The following is a 19,222-nucleotide window of genomic DNA, read 5'->3' as shown; positions in this document are numbered from 1 at the left end:
TGGCGCAGGTTCTATCGTTGCCGGCGACTTCATCGCTTAATTCAGTAGTAAGCAATGCAATAATGGGTACTCCGGTACCCATGCAACAGGGAGGGAACAACCTCCCTGTTGGGCAAAACAAAAAACCTACCTCTGTAAAGCGGTGGGTTTTTTGCTTTTTCAAACTGACTATGTGTGTGAATATGTGCGGCCAGACTATGCAAGATTACAAATCAAGCGCATAAATTCAAACAAGATAAGTCACTGGTATCAGCGGCGATGTGGTTCCCAGTGTCCTTCTCTGAAGTACCAGCCATTGCCAGCGCGTTCCCAGTGATGCGCTACCCAGTAGTGACCGGACCGTGGTGCTGACCAGTAACCACCATGCCAGACATGGCGGCCACCTTCCCAGAACCAGGCGCCACCTATCCAGATATAACCGGGCGTAGGCGGCACACCTATCACTTCCGCATACGGCGCAGGTGGCTCGTTCTGTATGATGACTGTACCGACAGGATAAGGCTGTGGTGCATACACAGGTTGTGGATGATATACCGGCCGTGGTGCCACCACGCAGGCCGACATCAAAGTTGCCACGGCGACAGCCGTCAGACAGAGAGGTATGGTTTTCATTGTTGACTCTTCACAAATTCGCCGCAAGCCGCGGCTGGCATGGTTGCCCTGTGCTGATATTAACGGCGCAAATAAAAGGCTTGTTGACGGTACAGTTGTAAAGAAATGAAACAAGGTTTAGCAGATAAGACCAAAGGCCGGGTTTTGTAACAAACTAAGGCAAATAGCGACCATGGTGAAGCAAGTCGCTGTCAGATAGTCATGTATAAAGTCTCATCAAATTTCAGGAGCAGGGATTGATTTCCAAAAGATTTTTAAACAATGCAGGCATGTTGCTATTGCTATTGATGGCCAGCACGGCGTCCAACGCCGAGGCAGTTTTCCCTGAAAAAACCTGGGAAGAGATTCCAGCAGCAACGCAAACTGCAAGCTGTCTTCAGGCGCAGACCAAAGCGCAGCATTTGCTGGAACAGCAAGCCAGCACAGCCTTGCTGTTTATCCGCGATGGCCGCGTGCTGTTCAGTTATGGCCGTACTGATGTACCCGGCATCGTCGAATCAGCACGCAAAAGCATCTTGTCCATGTTGTATGGCAAGTATGTCGCCAATGCCACCATAGACCTGGATCAGACGTTGGCCCAATTGGGCATTGATGATGCAGGTGGTCTGCTGGATAGTGAAAAACAGGCGCGTGTGCGTGATCTGCTGACGGCACGTTCAGGCGTATTCCATGCGGCAGCCAATACTGGCGATGATCTGCCCAGTGCACCGGCACGTGGCTCACAAACACCGGGCAGCTATTTTTTATATAACAACTGGGATTTTAATGTGGCCGGTACGGTACTCGAAAACGCTACTCACAAAAGTGTGTACCAGCTGTTTGATGAAGACATCGCTCAGGCCCTGCAATTGCAGGATTTTCAACTGAGTGCGCAAAAGAAATTTGGTGATACCAGCAAATCTTTGCACCTGCCTTATCATTTTTTATTGTCCACGCGCGACATGGCACGCCTCGGTTATCTGGCTCTGCATCAGGGCAACTGGAACGGCAGGCAATTGATACCGGCAGACTGGATGGACAAAACCACCAGCGTGGTCACGCCATCATCTGCCATGCACCCGGCCACGACTGCCGCACGCAAGTTGGGCTACGGCTATATGTGGTGGGTACTGGAAGAGCCAGCGACCTCGCCTTTGTATCAGACGTATATGGCCTGGGGCTTGCATGGGCAATATATTCTGGTTATCCCCAAGCTAAATATGGTGATTGCCCATCAGCGCAAAGTGCCTGTGGATGGTAAATGGGATGTTCCCAAAGTCGGCAAGCAGGCATTCTTTAGCATAGCCGCCACATTGGCAGGAGCCTGTCAGCAATGAAACTTACACTCGAATTTGCAAAACCTGAAGACGCAACAGAACTGGCAGAATTGCGCGTGCTGGCCATGCGCCCCAGCCTGGAGAAGATAGGACGTTTTGATGCAGAAAGGGCACGGCAACGGCTGTTGGGGAGTTTTGTAGCGGAGTACACCAGGCTCATCAAGCTGGATGGATTACTTGCGGGCTTTTTGGTACAACGTCCACAGGACAACGATCTTTTACTTGACCACTTTTACCTGCATCCAGATTTCCAGCAACGTGGTCTTGGCAGTGTAGCCATCAAGCTTGTGCTGGCAGAAGCCGACGCACTGGGAAAGATCATCCACGTTGGCGCTTTGCGTGACAGCGACGCTAACCGTTTTTACCTTCGCCACGGCTTTGTTTTGCGTGAAGTAGCTGAGTTTGATAATTACTATCTGCGTTATCCACGGTCGCCAAGCTAGAGGCAGCTCACGGTGCGAATAGCTAAGCGTATTCGCACGCATGATTTTAAGAAGATGAGTTCTAGTATTTTTAGATCAAACATACGTGCGATTACGTTGCACTAATCGCACCTATACGGGCTACCCTGTGCACCATTCCCAGGATTGATCATTTTTTCGGTGGTGGCGGAGGTGGAGGCGGCGGCGGTGCACTGGCCTGTCCCCCAGATGCGCTAGCTGAGCCTGGTGGACCTGGTGGCGCTGGCGGGCGCTCAGGGCGGGCGAACAGGCCTTTGGGTGATGTTGTGCAGGTCGCTGAAATCTTGCCTTCGCGTGGAGTCGTGATCTGCACTACCGCACCTTCCTTCTTGTCCTTGCAGGCTTCATAGGCCTGTGGCGGCGGTTCACGTCGCGGAGGGCCATCCTTGCCTGCCTCAGGTGGTTTTTTCTGTTCACCATAAGGTGGCTGAGGCTGCGCTTGTCCGGTATTGCTCAGTGCCAGTATCACCAGCAGGATACTGGCGCGTGACAGGGATAACAGTGGTTTCATATTTTTCCTTTGCATCAGTCAGTTACAGGGACATTCATTCCAGAACCGATGATGGCGCAGAAATATGGAGAAAAAATGAAGCTGTATCGGTTTTTCCAAACGTTCCCGCAAAATTATTTAAGGGCTGGCCTGCATGCTGACGCTGATTCTGTCATACCTGCCAAAGGTATCAAAGGCCGTAATATCGTAGCGCCCTGCCTGCGGAAATTCGATGACCTGCGGCTGGCTGGCAGTCTTGTTGGCTATGATGTGGCCATTCACCATCCAGCTGATGTCTGCCTGCGAGCCACGAATTTCCAGACGTGCTTTGGGTACGTCCTTGTTGCTTGCCCGGTGCAATATTTCACCATCGTTCAGCCCGACGATTTGTATATTGTCGTCGGCCTTGTAGATGGTGGCGCATTCGGGTGCCCAGGCCGGTGGCAACGCAGTTTTGCGCAGGCCGGCATCCAGCCAGGGGCCCAGCGATGATGGCCAGCGTGCAGCCTGGCGAGTTTCGCTGGCATGTGAGGCACATTCCGGGGCGACCCGCAGGCCGGTCCGGGTATCTACCAAATAGCTGAAGACCGGTGTTGCGGTCTTCAATCTGTCGGCAAAGCTGGGTGGTGCGGTGCCATTCAATAACCAGGCAGTACGTTGCACCGGGCACAGGCTGGCGTCGGTTTGCTCGCTGGCGCGGGTACCCAGTGGCCAGCAGATTTTTTCCTGGCTGACCGAGGCCGGTGGCGGATTGGGGCCAGCATTGCGGCCATCCGGCAGCGCGGTAAAGATATCGACCAGCAAGGGTGCAGCGACATTCGCTCCGAAGAAACCGGGATTGGGCGTGCCATCTGGCCGCCCTACCCATACGCCTATGCTGTAGCGATTGCTGACGCCAATCGCCCAGGCATCACGGAAGCCAAAGCTGGTGCCGGTTTTATAGGCGATGCCACGGTAACTGCCGTTGCCTTCCACCGCCCGGGCGACCGGGCCACCGGTTTCCAGAATATCGCGCACGATGAAAGCGGCACCTTCGCTCATCATTCTTTGTTCCTTGCGTGGTGCTGCCGGTGTCATACGTGGAACGCCCGCCATGCCTTTGCGTGCAAGTGAGGAATAGGCACCCACCATGTCTTCCAGTCTGGCCCCTGCACCACCCAGGATGACGCTCAGATTCGGCGCGGCACCACGCGGAAAATCGAGTTTCAATCCACCACGCCTGAGCATGGATACAAAATTGTCCGATCCCAGTTGTTCCAGCACTTCCACCGCCGGCACATTCAGGGATTTCACCAGGGCTTCGGACACGCTGACCGGGCCATTGAAGTTCTGGAAAAAATTCGCTGGCTGGTAACCGGAAAAAGATTGCGGCGTATCCGACAGTAGCGATTCCGAATGGATCAAACCTTCATCCAGGGCAAACGCATACAGAAAGGGTTTCAGTGTTGACCCCGGTGAACGCGATGCCCGCACCATATCGACATCGCTGAAACGCTTGCGGTCGCTGAAGTCGGCTGAACCGGCATAGGCCAGCACTTCAAACGTCTGGTTGTCCATTACCATTGCTGCCATTGACACATGCGGTGGTAACAGACGTATGCGGTCAGCCAGCAGCGTTTCCACGACCTGCTGGCTTGCCGGGTCGACGGTGGTCCGGATCACGTTTTGCTGACCTGTATCCATCGTGTTACCAGCCGATTTACGCTCGCGTCTGGCCTGCTGTTTCATGCGTAGCGCCAGCAAAGGGGCCAGCAGGGGCTCGCGCACGGTCTGGGCGACCACAGGCTCGCTCAGGGCATCGGCAACGATGTCCTTACTCCAGCGGTCTGCCATGCGCCTGATGAGCTTGTCACGTGCCTGTTGGGCTCGCTGAGGATAACGGTCCGGTCTTAATACCGAGGGCATTTGTGGCAATACAGCCAGCATTGCCGCTTCGGCATGCGTGAGGCGATTGGCAGGCTTGCCCAGATAAGCGCGGCTGGCTGCTTCCACCCCTTCCAGCACGCCGCCCATGGGAGCGTAGTTTAAGTAGAGCGTGAGAATTTCCTTTTTTGAATAATGGGCTTCCAGTTGCAGGGCGCGTGCCACCTGTTTCAGTTTTCCGGTCACTGTATGTGGTGTCGGATCAATGATGCGTGCCACCTGCATGGTGATGGTCGAACCGCCCGAGATGATGCGGCCATTGTGCAGCCACTGCCAGCCTGCGCGCAGCATGGACAGCGGGTTGACGCCAGGGTGCCACCAGAAAGCGCGGTCTTCATAGCCGGTCAGTGCCTGCACATAATAGGGTGAGACTTCGTCCAGACTGATCGCATGCCGCCAGATATGGTCCTTATCGGGAAAGGCGCGCAGGGGTGAGCCATCGCGCGCCAGCACCACCATCGCGTATGGCGAATCACGGCCAGGTGGCGGCAGTGGAAAAGCCAGGTCCAGCAGTACCAGGCTGGTCAGTAAAAAAACGGCCACAGCCCAGGTTTTTTTACGGGAAAGCAGGGCTTTACTCCAACGCAGCAGCATGGCTTTTATTTCTGGATAGTGTTTCATTGTTGGCATCGCTGAAGGCAGGGCTATCCGGGCTTATGCTGGCCTGGATAGCCCCTCAATTTTCTACTTTGTTCCTAAGGTTTGCCGTTTTCTACAATCGTGATCACATCCTGGCCACCGCTTAAGCCATACAGTTCTGGCCGGTACATGTTTTCTGCATACAGCGGCGGTATCACGAACCTGCCTGGCGTCACTGCACGGGCTACATAGAACAGTTCCAGCACCTGGTTGTCCAGATTCATGGCGGCAACAAACCGGTCTTCGCGGAATTCCACGCGCTTGATACGCCCGTCGTGCATGGCATCCTGGGGAGACAGATCATCGATCTTCAGCGTGTTCAATTGTTCGCCGTTGACGATATTCAGGTTTTCGATTTCCAGTCCGGCTGGTACCCGGTCTATGATCATGCCGTAGCCAAACGGGCTGCCGGCACGCGCTGTCACTCGCATGATGACGACTTCTCCCACCTTCAGTGGACGACCACTGATTTCCTTGCCATCAGGTGTGTACATCTTGCGTGCCAGTTCGATGACATCTTTTTTCTCGGCCGGCATTCTGACTGGATTGCCTGTCAGTGACAGTTCCACATACAGCGGGTCTTTGCCCTTGTTGGTCAGTTTTATTCCGCTCGCGAGTTCAGTTGCATTCGCTTCACGGAACAGCATGCCCTTGTCTGATAATTCTTCGGTTTTGCCGTTGACGTTCAGGCTGGCACTCCAGGGTGCATCGGCGGCATTGGCATACGAACGGCCAACCAGGAACAGCGCCAGTTTTTCCTGAGTGCTGTGATACGGATGTTTTTGCATTTCATTGGCAATCACAGGTATCAACCTGTCGCGTCCAGGGATGTTGATCTGGTGTTTGTCCAGCAAGGCATATGACATGGCGACATCACGCAATACGCTGCCATAGTCATACCACCAGTAGCCGCCATTGCGTTCTTTCTTCAAACTTTCAGCCAGTGCGATATCACTCCTGCCTTTGTCACCCATCTGCTTGAGAGCGATACCCAGGTGTACCAGTGACAGCGCGGATGGTGCCTGGGCACGGTATTCATGCAACTGACGCAGGGTTGCCAGCGGAGCCTTGTTCTGACGTGACAGCACATACGCACCATGGGCCAGTACGTCAAAATGACCATTGTCATTGCCGCGACGGTTTTCCCATGAACGGTAGCTACTGGTGACGGCGGCAGCATCGGCGGCGATGGTGGCCGGCATGCGTGCCACGCCTTCCTGCAAGCCGCGCAGCAAGTAGTCAAGCGCCTTGTTATACACGGCATCCGGCACATTGAAACCCTGTTCGCGCGCATCCATCAAAAAGCCGCTGACATAGGCAGACAACCAGTAATCAGCATCATACTGGCCGGGACCGCCCCACAGACTGAAACTGCCATTCGTTGCCTGCATACCAGACAAACGTGCCACTGCCTTGCCTATGACTTCTGTTCTTTGTTCAAGGCTGAAGGGCTTCAGTCCAAAACGTTTCGCACTTGCTTCATCGATAAACAGATACGGGTAAGCAGTACTGGCAGTCTGTTCCGCACAGCCATACGGATACGTCAACAGACCCTGTATCGCTGCCTTGACGTCAATCGGCGGCTTATTGGATATGGTTAGGTGCGCCAGCAGGGAAGAACGATGCAGGCCACCGAATTCAGCATCGCGGATATCCAGGCTGTCACCTGGTTTGACGCTCAGCCTGCGCGTAATTTCTGCCTGTGGTGTGCCAGCCTGTACTGCCAGCGTAAAGTTTCTGGTGATTTTCAGGTTGCTGCCATTGATGTTCAGGCTGATATTTTGCAGGCCGGTCTGGGCCCTGGCTTCAACCGGGAAGCGCAAAGTACGTTTTTCCTGGTCTTTCAGGCTCAGACTGCGTTCTGCTTCACCCAGCTTCAGCGCAGCACCACCGTCCAGCCTGACTTTCAGGTTTTGCGTCGCACCAGACAGATTATGCAGGTCAAGTGCCAGCACAGCGGTATCACCCACGGTCATAAAGCGCGGTGTAATCAGTTCTGCCACCAGCGGCGCTGCCACGGTCATCTCGGCGTCTTTGGCACCAAAGCGTTCTGCACCAGCGACGACTGCCATCAGGCGCAGCGTGCCATTGAAATCAGGTATCGCAACCGGTATTTCGGCTTCACCCTGTTCATTCAATTGCACCGGGCCGCTGAAGATATCGACCAGCCTGACCCTTTTCGGCAGGTTGCTACCCGGTTTGCTGGCAGTGGCATCACCACCAAATTTGAGCTTGCCTTTCTGGCCCTGCATTTTTTCTATCAGGCGACCATACACGTCATGCTGGTCCGGGCCATAGCGCAGCTTGCCGAAAAAGAAGGCCAGCGGGTCGGGTGAGGCAAACTTGGTGATATTCAAAATACCCGTATCCACCGCTGACAGGGTAACCATGGTTTTCTGGCCTTTGGCTTCGGGGACTTTGACTTTCACCCTGACCGTGGTTTCCGGCAGCACCTTGGCTGGTGCTTCGAGGTTGACCACATATTTACGGTCGCTTCTTTCCAGCGGAATATGGGTCAGCCCCAGCGCGCGTGCAGGTGTCACCTTGTCACCTTCATTGCCGGGACGCAGCACTACCACCGAGACATACAGGTCATGACGTTTCCATTCCTTGTTGAGCGGAATATCAATGCTGGTGCTGTCAGCGCCGACGGTCATGCGCTTCATCCATAGCGTGCTGTCACCTTCCAGCGTGATCAGGGCTTCACCCTTGTGTGGTGGCGTGAAGCTCAAATGCACCGTGTCGCCATCTTTGTAGGCAGGCTTGTCCAGTTTCATGCAGACCTTGTCGGGACGGCTACCCTGGGTTTCATCATCCTGTGCACGCCAGCCGGCATAAAATCGGTAGACAGTTGGCAGTCTGGTGTCCGGGTCAAGTACTTCCAGTCGGTAGTGACCATACCCTACCGGCATACGCAATTTGCCCCTGCCATTCACAGGAACAGTGACGCTGGCGGTGTCCACCAGTTCATCCGTCTGGGTAAAGCCGGATTGCCAGCCGTGCTGGTTTTCATAACGCCAGTAATAATTGCGGTCTTCGCGGAACAGACGTACTGGCAGGCCTGGTGCAGCCAGCAACTTGCCGTCTCTGTTGGTGCGGATGACTTCAAATTCTACCGGGCTGTTTTCCGGCGCATACTCACCGTTGAACAGGGGGCGCAGGCCCACCAGGCTGGATGCCGGCCAGATCACATTTTCCAGGCTGCGCACAACGGGGCGACCACCGGTTTCCAGCAGGCTGAGGGTGGTGCGTATGGTGAAAGGTGAATGGCGTTTGGCTGCCGCTGACAGATCCAGTTTGACGCTGGTCTTGCCCTGGTTGTCGAGCTGGCTGGCTTCCAGTTCGGTACGTACCCTGACTTCATTCTCGGTGACGTCACCAAATTCAACGCCGGGGAACTGTTTGCTCAGCGGATTTTTGTTACGTTCCAGTTGCATCACGCCCAACAGGCTGTTACCGGCAGCCGGTGCACCATATAGATAATTACCAACTACATCCACACTATAGTTACTGTCGGCGGTGAGTGTCGTCTGTTTGCTGCTGAGGTCGAGTTTCATGCGTTCGGGCAAAAATTCTTCAACGCCGAAACGGAATACTGTTGCCGGTATTTTATCGGCAGGATCGGCACGCAATTCCAGCGTCCAGAAACCGGTAGGCGCATCTGCAGGTATCTCAAGGTGTTTCACCATATAACCGGCAAAGCGCTGGTCAGGGCGCCAGGTGGTGGTCAACTGATCCTTGCCGTCTGGGCGTTTCAGCCTGGCCTGTATGGCCTGCACCGGCACACTGCGGCCATCGGCATCGCGTGCCAGTACCGACAGGTCAAACTGTTCACCCGGGCGATACAGGTCACGGCCCGCATAGGCGAACAGGCGCATGGCCTTGTAGGGCGCGCCGGTGATGTCATATTCAGACAAATCCAGTGCTGGTTCTTTCAGTGGCAGAACTGAAATCTGTTCACCTTTGCGTGCCAGCACTACTTGAGCATTCTTTGGCTGATCAGCAAAACGGGCATGGCCGTCAACATCTGTTTCTGCGCGCGCAATTGCCTTGCCTTTTTCATCCAGCCATGAAACTTCAACGCCACTGACTGCCTTGCCATCCGTCAGCGAACTGACAAAGGCATCGGCAGATTTTTCATACAGGCGGGTTTGTAAACCTAGGTCAGTGACATAGAAATAGGTCGTCTGGAATTCCGTCAAAAAGCGGCCAGGCAGGCTCATGACGGCGATGTATACGCCAGGCTCGCGCACTTCCTTGATATCTTCTACCGGGATATAAGTGACGCTGCGTTTATTCGGTTTTTGTTCAGTCAGAAAACGACCCTGATACACGCTGTCGCTATGCGCTTTCATATCGTCAAGCAGATAGCTGGATACGGCACCATGCAGGTTGGTGCGCATATAGCCATAATTGTCATCTGGCTTATCTTCAGACGCCAGCGATTTGCCATTGATGACCTTATCCAGAAAGCGTGGCAACTGTTCATTTTTCACCCGCATGAACTGCACATCCACTTCCGGGATGTTGACCGTGACCACGGGCAGACCGCCATTCTGTTTGGCTGGCAATACCATGCCATTGCTGGCGAAATAATAGGACGGTGCAACTGGCGAAGTCAGTACCGAATAACGCATTTCTGCGGCCAGGGTTTTGCCATTTCGGGCAGGCAGGCCAGGCTGCACCCGTATCACATAACGGTTTTGTGGCTTGATATGCGGGAAGTACAGCAGGCGTGGATTGTCGCCTCTGACCCAGGCACCGCTCACCAGCTTGCCAGCCTTGCTGTCGGTATCTTCGGCCCTGGTACTGACAGCGCTGACGGTGCTGACTTTCGGCGTCTGGCTATGGTCATCAGTCTCGTCGCTGGCGTCAGCATCACCTGTTGGTTTTTCGCTTTTTTTCAGATCGGCAGCAGACAGCGGCATTTCAAATACCTGCAGATACTGCTCGTAATTTTTGCCGGGGTCGAGCGGCAGGCTGAAAGTCAGTGCCAGTGCCGGTGCACCATCAAGGCTGCGGTCATTCGCATCAATCAGGGTAAAGGGTGCATTCGGATCATCATGCGTTTCCACGCCGGGCGCAGTACGGCTGGTTTTAAACCAGTAAGCACCACCGATGAAGACGATAATCACGGCGAACAGCATCGCCATTCTGAACGATTTGTTTTGCATTTTGCTTCCCTGACTGAATCGGCGGTATGAAATGAACGACTGATGAACTGCTCAAATTTTGTACAAGGATTATGGCATGGGTATTGCCATTATTTTCACGCGTTACGATACCTTCCGGTGTTACGATTTCTTCCGGGGTGTGAAATACAAGGGGCTTTTGCGGGGGACTTTCAGGAAGGATGGCGGAGCAGATTCAGTACAGAAAACAATTTCAATACGGCTCAAAACCGATTTGATGTTTTTGCAGTACATCCAGCATCAGTTGTTTCCATGGCCCGCTGGGTGACCAGACCTTGCTGACGGCTTCATAGGCCAGACCGGGGTCTTCCTTGCCAACCACGACGCGATACAAAAAGACCATGGTGGATGCACGCATATTCACCTGGCAGTGCACCAGCACTTTTTTATTTCCCAGGCCTTGCAGGATGGCGGCAAACATCTTGTAATCTTTGACGGTGGGCTTGTTGAAAACGATGGGGATATTCACAAAGACCATGTTCTGGCGACCGATGATCAGGTGTTCTTCACGCACTGCGTCAGATACCTGCGGCGGGGCCAGGTAGATGACGGCTTCATAGCCTTGAGCAGCCAGACCTTCCAGCGCCTTGGCCGTGGGCTGGCCAGAACTGGTCAATTGTGCCGTGATGGGGACGACATTCGGTGCATCCAGGCTCTGTGCCTGGCTGGCGCTTGAAAATCCGGCAAGAAATGCCACGCATATGGCTGTAGGTAAAACTGTTGATAAGCCTGTTGACAAGTATGTGCGTAAGTATGTTGATAAGCTTGTGGGTAAGCTTGTGAATAAGCTGTTGAAAAACAAGCTAAATAGCGCGCCCATGCTCATGCTACGGGTATGGAAGCTGTTTCCAGCGTCAGCAGATTGGCGTCACGGCTGATGCGCCATTGGCCATCGGCCTGCAGGCGCCAGATGCTCAGTACATTGCCGCTGCGCTGTATGGGCTGGCCACCTTGTCTGGGGCTGATGCTGACTTGCAGATAAGCCCAGCTATAAGCAAGGTCTGCCTGCACGACGATTTCCTGCATCTCGGAACGGGAAGCGATGCTGTGTGTCTGCAATACCGCCTGCAGGTTCTGGGCAAATCGCTGGCGACCTTTCATGGGGGCATTGCCAGCGACCAGAAATACCACCTCTTCATCCATCAGGTCCAGCAAGGTATCCACATCACCAGCCGCCGTGGCATCCTGCCATAAATGTATGCGGTTTTGTATGACAGCGATGGCATCTGCTGTGCTGGCTTGATCCGGTACGGCAGGGTGCATGGCTATCCTTTTTTGCTTTGTTGTTGCGGGCGACGGTTGATGCCGTGATCAGCCGCTTCAGTGTCTAATCAGGTTTTTTGCTTGTGGCGACCGGCGCTTGTATGATTTGTCCCAGATCCTTGCCTTGCTGTGCCAGCAGGCTTTCCAGCGCCGGCATCAGTGGCCCCAGGGTTTCTGCCAGCATATTGCGTACGGTATCGACCACAACCTGGGTGGTTCGTTCAATTTCTATATTCAGGCTGGCCCCGGTTTTCTTTTCGGCAAAGACGGTCATGCGCAGGGTTTCCGGTATCAGCCATACTTCGAACCAGCCTTCTGCACGGTTCACTTCGGCAATGGTCAGGCTGGCCCCGTTGATGGCGATATAGCCTTTGGCAAAGATATAGCGCAGCCATTCGGGTGGGACGGCGATGCGTATCACATAATTATTTTCCAGCTCGCGTATCTGGGCGATATGGGCCTTGAAGTCGATATGGCCAGACAAGGGGTGGCCACCGATTTCTGCACCATCTTTGGCGGCCCGTTCTACATTCACCCGTCCCTCGGGCTGGTATTCACCCAGGGTGGTGATGGCCAGGCTTTGCTGCATGACGTCGAATTCTGCCGCGTTGTCGCCATGCAGGGCGGTCACCGTCAGACAGACGCCATCAACGGCGACGCTGGCACCAATTTCCAGGTCCTTGCAAAAGCCGGAAGGAAACTCCAGCTGGTAAGTGCGCAAGCCGGTTTTGTCATTGAGTTGTGCGATGCGGGCGATGCCCTGAACGATGCCTGTAAACATGGATAGATGCCGAAATGAGGGAATACGGTGATTGTAAGCGATGTAGCTGACGCCGTTGTTTCCTTAATGGTCTTGCTCTTGTGATACCGACAGCGGCAGTTCTATGGTGAAGGTGCAGCCCTGCCCGGCTTCACTGGCGCAATGGACGCTTCCACCACAGGCTTCACTGAGTTTCTTGACGATGGACAGGCCCAGACCGGTGGAATGTTCACCGGCAGTCGGCAGGCTGGACAGGCGCGAGAATTTTTCAAACAGGTGCAACTGGTCTTCTGCCGACAGGCCCGGGCCTTCGTCACGCACCTGGAATATGCCCATGCCCTGTCCGGCCCTGACGCTAAGCCAGATATGCCGGCCCAGTGGTGAATACTTGATGGCGTTGGAGACCAGATTGTCGATGATCTGTACGCAGGCGTCGAGGTCGGCATGTACCATCACGCTGTCCTGTATCTGGTTGATCAGTATCAGGTCCTTGGCTTTCAGCATTTCTTCATATTGCTGTATGACATCATGCAAGACCTTACCGAGATCCAGGTTTTGCAGATTCAGGTGCAGGTGGCCGGTATCCATGGCATTCACTTCCAGCAGATTGCTGATGATGCGCATCATGCGCTGGCCGCTATAGCTGATGCGTTCCAGGTAATGCTGGCGTTGCGGTTCTGGCATGGCATGTTGCAATTTGCGCAGCAGGTCGCTCATGCCTATGATGCTGGTCAGCGGGTTTTTCAGGTCATGCGCGGCAATGCCGAGGAAGTCATTTTTTTCCTTGTCCAGTTTTTGCAGGCGGGCCACTGCATCGGCCAGTTCTTCGGTACGCTGTCTGACCTTGGCATCGAGTTCCTGTTCGGCACGTTGTGAGATTTCCAGCAGTTTTGCCTGGTTGTTGGCGTTTTCCTTTTTCATCAGGCTGATATGATCAGCCTGAGCCAATGCCAGCAAGATGACTTCTGCCGCTGAACCGACCTGGAAACCGTAATCAGTCATCCAGCTAGGTTCTATCAGCCCCAGGTTGCGCAGGCCCACCAGCAAGACCCCGGCGATCCAGGTCATGGATGCCATGAAGACAATATAGCCGGGCCGGTAACCGCGCAGGCCAACCACCAGACAGACCGGCAATATCAGCAGCATCTGTAGCAAGCCCAGCGATTGTACAAACGGTGCAACCACATGGTTATACCCTGCCAGTACCGTGATGGCAGCGGCGCTACAGAATATCTGGATAAAGACAAAAAACCAGTGTATGCGCGGCATTTTCTCGCGCAGTTTAAGAAAACTGGAAATGAACAGCGATGCTGCCAGCACGATCAGCGGCGACACCAGCCCCGGCAGTATATCCACCAGCGCTGGCCAGTTGGGCGCGAAATACATGCCGATGTGGCCGTTCAGGCTCATGCCTGCAATCAGGGTGAGCAGGGACAGCAGCAGGTAATACATCATGGACCGTTCATGATGCGTGAGCGCCAATAACAGGTTGTAGACGATCATCGCCAGCATGATGCCGTAATACACGCCCATCATGTTCGAGATGAAATTCGATTCCTCGACAAAGGTCTGTGGCGTCCACAGCGTGGCACGCAGGAAGACTGCGCTGGTGCTCTGTATCCGCAGGTAGACCACATTGGCACTGGTATCAGGCAGATTGAGCAGGAATATGGGAAAGTGATGGCGGATTTCCAGAGCCGAAAAAGGCATGCGGTCGCCAGCGCGGTGAGTTTCCATGCTGCCATCTGCTTTGGGGTGATACAGGCGGATATCATCCAGCATGACCGGCGTCAGTTCCATCAGCCATTGCTGGCCGGTGCTGGGGCTGGCTCTTTGCAAATCCAGTCTTAACCAATAGGCGGATGTTGAATACGAGGCGCTGAGGTTGCCGCGTAGTGGGCGAAAGCGGCTGGTCACTTCGGGCCGCATGATGTCGTTTATACTCAACTGGCCGCTTTTGTCTTCAAGCAGCTGAAACTGGGAAGTCAGCGCCAGTTTGCCGGTGTCGCCCTTGAGGTTCAGCGGTGCAGCCAGCACGCTGCTACCCACGCTGCAAAAGCACAGCACCACAAACAGTATTACAGCTTGCAGTAATCTAACCAGGGTAGAGCGGGTATCGGGCATGTCGTCTAGTCTTGGTGATTATCGTTGTATCACAGAGGAAGTTTTACAAGGGAAGTCTTTTTATTTCACCTCTTTCAGACTATCAAGTTTTTTGTGGGGCGGCAATAGTCGCGCCCATATATGCTGCCGATATGCACGCTGTTTGTTACAGCGTGCTCAGGTATCAAGTTCTAGGTATCTAGTTCTATATGATGTTCCAGTTCCGGGATCAGGGTGGAATGGGTCATGTTCACCAGGTTCTGGCGCAGCCATTGATGGGCAGGGTTACGGCCATCCCTTTCATGCCACAACATGTCTATATGCACATCGGGCATCTTGAAGGGCAGTTCTTTCCAGATCAGGGCGTCCGTCATGCCGGTGGCAGAAATCAGATGATGCGGCAAGACCGTCAGCAAGTCGGAATTGGCGACCACGCGGCCACCGGTAAAGAATTGATTCACTGTCAGCAGGATGCGGCGCTCGCGTCCCATCTGGGCGAGTGCCTCATCCACCAGGCCGTGGGCACGACCGGAAAAACTCACCAGCAAATGTTTTGCATTGCAATAATCATCCATCGTCATGGTGCTGTTTGCCAGCGGATGGTCTTTCCGCATCACGCAGACATAGTGGCCAGAATACAATCTTTCATGGCGGATTGCGCTGTTGGCAGCACCCTGGCCTCCCGTCAGTTGGGCGACCACACCCGGGAAAAAACCGACGGCAATATCAATATCACCACGCATCAGCATGGGACGTGGTTCACGTGTGGTCAGCGGCACCATGCGCATGGTGACACCGGTGGCTTCCTTTTCCACTGAGCGTACCAGGGTTGGCATCCATAGGGCCGCGGTAGCATCTGCCATTGCCAGCCGGAACGTTATCTGGGTCTTGGATACATCGAAGCTGGTCGGGGCAATTGCGCTTTCCAGGCTGGAAAGTGCCTGGCGTATGGCTGGCCACAGGGTTTCCGCGCGCGGCGTCGGTTTCACACCGTAGGCAGTACGTATCAATAATTCATCACCGAGTGAGTGACGCAAACGTTTCAGTGCATTCGATACCGCCGGCTGGGTCATGGCCAGCTTGTCGGCCGCGCGAGTCAGGTTTTGCTCAATCATGACGGCATCAAAGACACGCAAGAGATTCAAGTCCAGTGTCAGGAAGTTCATGGTATCTGCTCCCAGCAGGAAATAAAAACAATTATTCACGAAAACTATAATGGATATGATAAATCAAAATTAGATTTATATGGTGCGCCGCAATATTATGCTGTCATTACAAAGTGAAAAAAAGTGGAGTGAATCATGTCTTTCCTGAATATTGCCTTTCCAATCGCCAGCGCCTTGCCTGTTTCCCAACTGGCCATCAGTACCGTTATCGGTTCCGCCCGTCCTTTGCTGGGCCTGGGTATCTTGGCTACCATGCTGATCGTTTTCAAACCTTTGCTGGTTGGCATGCTGCGCGCAGCGCTGCTGGTGATCAACCCAAAAAAATCGCGTGAAGAAAAAACGGCTGGCCGCAATTTGCGCAATACCCTGGCTATTCGCCGTATCGCGAACGACCTGGACGGCACATCGCCAAATATGGCTGCTGAATTGCGCGCACTGGCTGCACGCGGCTAATTTGTGCTCAGTTCATAGTTAATTCGTAGTTAATTTTTAGTAATTATTAAATAAATACGGTTTCAGCTTTATGCAACATTCTTCAGCATTTCCCGGCATGTCAGTCGCAGCGGTTCAACCTGCGATTGTTCGCCAGCCTCGTGCAGTGGCTGGTTCAAAAAGCCTGGCATCCATGTTGCCAACCATTCTGACTACCGGTGTGGTGACCCTGGTTGCCAGTGCTGCCATGCGTTTGCTGTGGATAGGGTATGGCAATGACTTTTTTGCCGCCTGGATGGAAGCCTGGCTGACCATCTGGCCTATCGCTTTTCCGGTAGCATATCTCAGCAAGCCATTGGTGAACCAGTTGGCGCGCAGCCTCAGCAAGCCTTTGCCAACAGCAGATATGTCACAGGCTGGTTTGAATGTGAACGCGGTCATGCAGGCATCTGATCGTGCCACGGCGCAAAGTGGTTTGAAGCGCAAGCCTGTCCTGTTGCCAGTACATCGCTAGACTGTCTGGTCGTGATAAATGAAAAGCCGTCTTTGCAGACGGCTTTTTTGCATCTTGCGTATGTTTCTTTCTATTTCTTTCTGATTTTTCCCCGATTTTTCCCTGATTGACTTGTGGCCAACAACAAAAAACGCGACCTTAGCCGCGTTTTTTGTTGGAGATGGACTAAATCAATCAGATCATCAGGCCGTCAGGCGTTTTTCCAGCGCCGCACGGGTTACTTCCAGTTCCACTGGCAGGTGGTAGGCCAGTTTTTCAAACAGCTCGGTGTGCAGGGCCAGCTCTGCAGCCCAGGCGGCTTTGTCGATGGAAGTGATGGTATCGAACTGAGCTTGGGTAAAGTCCAGGCCATCCCAGGTCAGGTCGGCAAATGTAGGTGTCAGACCAAAGATGTTTTCGACGCCATTGGCCTGACCTTCTATGCGTTCCAGCATCCATTTCAGGACGCGCATATTGTCGCCAAAACCTGGCCAGACAAATTTGCCGTTGTCATCCGTACGGAACCAGTTGACGCAGAAAATTGCCGGTTGTGTCGCGCCAGCAGCTTCGATTTTCTTGCCCATGTCCAGCCAGTGCTGGAAATAGTCGCTCATGTTGTAACCCATGAAAGGCAGCATGGCGAAAGGATCACGGCGCACCACGCCTTGCTGACCAACGGCAGCAGCCGTGGTTTCTGAACCCATGGTCGCAGCCATGTAGACGCCTTCGACCCAGTTGCGGGCTTCTGTCACCAATGGTACCGTTGTCGAGCGACGGCCACCGAAGATAAAGGCGGAGATAGGTACGCCAGCCGGATCATCCCATGCTGCATCGATGACCGGGTTTTGTGTTGCTGCCACCGTGAAACGCGCATTCGGATGGGCGGCTTTACGGCCTGTCTCTTTGGCGATTTCTGGTGTCCAGTCCTTGCCTTGCCAGTCGATCAGGTGCGCTGGCGCTTCCTTGCTCATGCCTTCCCACCAGACATCGCCATCATCGGTCAGGCCGACATTGGTGAAGATGGTGTTGGCGGTGAGGGATGCCATGCAGTTGGAATTGGTGGCGGTATTGGTACCTGGTGCCACGCCAAAGTAACCGGCTTCCGGGTTGATGGCATACAGACGGCCATCCTTGCCAGGTTTGATCCAGGCAATGTCATCACCAATGGTGGTGACTTTCCAGCCCTTGATGGCGGGGATCAGCATGGCGAAATTGGTCTTGCCGCAGGCGGACGGAAAGGCTGCTGCCACATAATGCTTTTTACCTTCTGGTGATTCCACACCCAGGATCAGCATGTGTTCTGCCAGCCAGCCCTGATCGCGGCCCATGGTGGATGCGATACGCAAGGCAAAACATTTCTTGCCCAGCAGCGCATTGCCACCGTAACCAGAACCAAAAGACCAGATTTCGCGCGTTTCTGGATAATGCACGATGTATTTGGTGTTATTGCATGGCCATGCCACATCGGCCTGACCTTCAGCCAAAGGTGCACCTACTGTGTGTACGCAAGGGACGAAATCACCATCCGTGCCCAGTACGTCATACACAGCCTTGCCCATGCGCGTCATGATGCGCATGTTGACGGCAACATAAGGCGAATCAGACAGTTCAACGCCGATATGGGCGATAGGCGAACCCAGTGGCCCCATGGAAAACGGTACAACATACATGGTACGACCACGCATGCAGCCATCAAACATCGGGTTCAGGGTAGCGCGCATTTCTGCCGGGGCCATCCAGTTATTGGTCGGACCCGCATCTTCCTTGTTGGTTGAGCAGATATAAGTACGGTCTTCGACGCGTGCCACGTCAGATGGGTCAGAACAGGCCAGGTAGCTGTTGGGGCGCTTGGCTTCATTCAGTTTTTTCATGGTGCCGGCGGCAACCATCTGGGCGCACAAACGGTCGTACTCTTCTTGCGAGCCGTCACACCAGTAAATGTTGTCAGGTTTGGTCAGGGCCGCCATATCGGCGATCCAGTTGATCAATTTCTGATGTTTCACGTAAGCGGGGGCATTCAATGCTGCCACGCCTTGCATGATGGGTTGATTCACGATACTACCTCCAATGCCATTTCAATAAAAAAACCGGTGTAGCGGCACGGCAGGATCGTCGTTGGAATGTGGCGATGCGATCGCAGGAAGCGTTCAAGCAAGGCGGACACCATAGCGGCGGTTCTGTCGGATAATACGAAGACAAGAGGGTGTCTTGGCTCCTGGCTTGCGCCCGGCGGGGTGGCGCGGGGCGGAAGAATCAAAAAGCTACGTAGGCGAACATTGTACACGCGAGTCTGGCTTCACGCGAATTTTGCATCAGTTTTATTATCATTGTTTTACGTTTTGTGAAAGTGAAGATTTTTCAGCCGCTGCACA

The 19,222-nt window shown here is 54.0% G+C and carries 14 protein-coding genes; 4 read left to right on the top strand and 10 right to left on the bottom strand.

All coding sequences use genetic code 11. From position 1 onward, the window contains the following. Nucleotides 1–249 precede the first annotated feature (249 nt). Entirely contained in the window at nt 250–612 is a 363-nt protein-coding gene (locus tag H8L32_RS25350) for a YXWGXW repeat-containing protein (protein ID WP_186950646.1), read from the bottom strand. Between the two features lie 269 nt (nt 613–881). Between H8L32_RS25350 and H8L32_RS25345 the strand changes: the two genes are divergently transcribed. Further along, nucleotides 882–1,928 carry a serine hydrolase domain-containing protein gene (locus tag H8L32_RS25345; protein WP_186950645.1) on the top strand — a complete coding sequence of 349 codons (1,047 nt, stop codon included), beginning with the start codon at nt 882–884 and terminating at the stop codon, nt 1,926–1,928. Further along, nucleotides 1,925–2,371, top strand: coding sequence for a GNAT family N-acetyltransferase (locus H8L32_RS25340; protein WP_186950644.1), 447 nt, complete (start codon nt 1,925–1,927; stop codon nt 2,369–2,371). The genes H8L32_RS25345 and H8L32_RS25340 overlap by 4 nt, the downstream gene beginning before the upstream one ends. A gap of 148 nt (nt 2,372–2,519) precedes the next feature. Here the strand turns inward: H8L32_RS25340 and H8L32_RS25335 are convergent, their stop codons facing one another. The 8 genes from H8L32_RS25335 to H8L32_RS25300 form a co-directional block, all read right to left on the bottom strand. Further along, nucleotides 2,520–2,900: a hypothetical protein gene (locus H8L32_RS25335; RefSeq protein ID WP_186950643.1), complete on the bottom strand. Its 381-nt coding sequence runs from the start codon at nt 2,898–2,900 to the stop codon at nt 2,520–2,522. A gap of 117 nt (nt 2,901–3,017) precedes the next feature. Further along, nucleotides 3,018–5,423 carry a penicillin-binding protein 1C gene (gene pbpC / locus H8L32_RS25330; RefSeq protein WP_230412413.1) on the bottom strand — a complete coding sequence of 802 codons (2,406 nt, stop codon included), beginning with the start codon at nt 5,421–5,423 and terminating at the stop codon, nt 3,018–3,020. Nucleotides 5,424–5,497: 74 nt separating this feature from the next. Continuing rightward, nucleotides 5,498–10,615, bottom strand: coding sequence for an alpha-2-macroglobulin family protein (locus tag H8L32_RS25325; protein ID WP_186950642.1), 5,118 nt, complete (start codon nt 10,613–10,615; stop codon nt 5,498–5,500). A gap of 211 nt (nt 10,616–10,826) precedes the next feature. Beyond that, complete coding sequence (locus H8L32_RS25320; protein ID WP_186950641.1) at nt 10,827–11,330, bottom strand: protein tyrosine phosphatase family protein; 504 nt, start codon at nt 11,328–11,330, stop codon at nt 10,827–10,829. Nucleotides 11,331–11,455: 125 nt separating this feature from the next. Continuing rightward, a complete protein-coding gene (locus H8L32_RS25315) occupies nt 11,456–11,896 on the bottom strand; it encodes a YybH family protein (RefSeq protein WP_186950640.1) in 441 nt (146 codons plus the stop codon). Between the two features lie 64 nt (nt 11,897–11,960). Next, nucleotides 11,961–12,677: a riboflavin synthase subunit alpha gene (locus H8L32_RS25310; protein WP_186950639.1), complete on the bottom strand. Its 717-nt coding sequence runs from the start codon at nt 12,675–12,677 to the stop codon at nt 11,961–11,963. Between the two features lie 63 nt (nt 12,678–12,740). Then, the gene (locus H8L32_RS25305) at nt 12,741–14,780 is read right to left on the bottom strand and encodes a sensor histidine kinase (RefSeq protein ID WP_186950638.1); all 2,040 of its coding nucleotides are present in this window, start codon (nt 14,778–14,780) and stop codon (nt 12,741–12,743) included. 170 nt (nt 14,781–14,950) lie between these two features. Then, nucleotides 14,951–15,925 (bottom strand): LysR family transcriptional regulator, encoded by a 975-nt coding sequence (locus H8L32_RS25300; RefSeq protein ID WP_186950637.1) that lies wholly within the window; start codon nt 15,923–15,925, stop codon nt 14,951–14,953. 135 nt (nt 15,926–16,060) lie between these two features. Between H8L32_RS25300 and H8L32_RS25295 the strand changes: the two genes are divergently transcribed. Together H8L32_RS25295 and H8L32_RS25290 are read left to right on the top strand one after the other, a co-directional pair. Then, nucleotides 16,061–16,378 carry a hypothetical protein gene (locus H8L32_RS25295; RefSeq protein ID WP_186950636.1) on the top strand — a complete coding sequence of 106 codons (318 nt, stop codon included), beginning with the start codon at nt 16,061–16,063 and terminating at the stop codon, nt 16,376–16,378. 70 nt (nt 16,379–16,448) lie between these two features. Next, on the top strand, nt 16,449–16,871 hold the full coding sequence (locus H8L32_RS25290; RefSeq protein ID WP_186950635.1) for a DUF2798 domain-containing protein: 423 nt from the start codon (nt 16,449–16,451) through the stop codon (nt 16,869–16,871). A gap of 182 nt (nt 16,872–17,053) precedes the next feature. Here H8L32_RS25290 and H8L32_RS25285 read toward each other — a convergent pair whose 3' ends face one another. Then, nucleotides 17,054–18,904: a phosphoenolpyruvate carboxykinase (GTP) gene (locus tag H8L32_RS25285; protein WP_186950634.1), complete on the bottom strand. Its 1,851-nt coding sequence runs from the start codon at nt 18,902–18,904 to the stop codon at nt 17,054–17,056. Between the last annotated feature and the right edge of the window lie 318 nt (nt 18,905–19,222).

This window comes from Undibacterium hunanense (genome assembly GCF_014284335.1).
GTDB lineage: Bacteria > Pseudomonadota > Gammaproteobacteria > Burkholderiales > Burkholderiaceae_D > Undibacterium > Undibacterium hunanense.
Note: the sequence above shows the minus strand (reverse complement) of the source record. Positions and strands in the feature narration are given on the sequence as shown.

Excerpts from the sequence above, each read along its gene's own strand:
- H8L32_RS25340 (WP_186950644.1), top strand. The coding sequence starts at position 1,925 with ATGAAACTTACACTCGAATTTGCAAAACCTGAAGACGCAACAGAACTG.
- H8L32_RS25305 (WP_186950638.1), bottom strand. The coding sequence starts at position 14,780 with ATGCCCGATACCCGCTCTACCCTGGTTAGATTACTGCAAGCTGTAATA.
- H8L32_RS25290 (WP_186950635.1), top strand. The coding sequence starts at position 16,449 with ATGCAACATTCTTCAGCATTTCCCGGCATGTCAGTCGCAGCGGTTCAA.
- H8L32_RS25310 (WP_186950639.1), bottom strand. The coding sequence starts at position 12,677 with ATGTTTACAGGCATCGTTCAGGGCATCGCCCGCATCGCACAACTCAAT.
- H8L32_RS25325 (WP_186950642.1), bottom strand. The coding sequence starts at position 10,615 with ATGCAAAACAAATCGTTCAGAATGGCGATGCTGTTCGCCGTGATTATC.
- H8L32_RS25345 (WP_186950645.1), top strand. The coding sequence starts at position 882 with ATGTTGCTATTGCTATTGATGGCCAGCACGGCGTCCAACGCCGAGGCA.
- H8L32_RS25350 (WP_186950646.1), bottom strand. The coding sequence starts at position 612 with ATGAAAACCATACCTCTCTGTCTGACGGCTGTCGCCGTGGCAACTTTG.
- pbpC (WP_230412413.1), bottom strand. The coding sequence starts at position 5,423 with ATGAAACACTATCCAGAAATAAAAGCCATGCTGCTGCGTTGGAGTAAA.
- H8L32_RS25315 (WP_186950640.1), bottom strand. The coding sequence starts at position 11,896 with ATGCACCCTGCCGTACCGGATCAAGCCAGCACAGCAGATGCCATCGCT.
- H8L32_RS25300 (WP_186950637.1), bottom strand. The coding sequence starts at position 15,925 with ATGAACTTCCTGACACTGGACTTGAATCTCTTGCGTGTCTTTGATGCC.
- H8L32_RS25295 (WP_186950636.1), top strand. The coding sequence starts at position 16,061 with ATGTCTTTCCTGAATATTGCCTTTCCAATCGCCAGCGCCTTGCCTGTT.
- H8L32_RS25335 (WP_186950643.1), bottom strand. The coding sequence starts at position 2,900 with ATGAAACCACTGTTATCCCTGTCACGCGCCAGTATCCTGCTGGTGATA.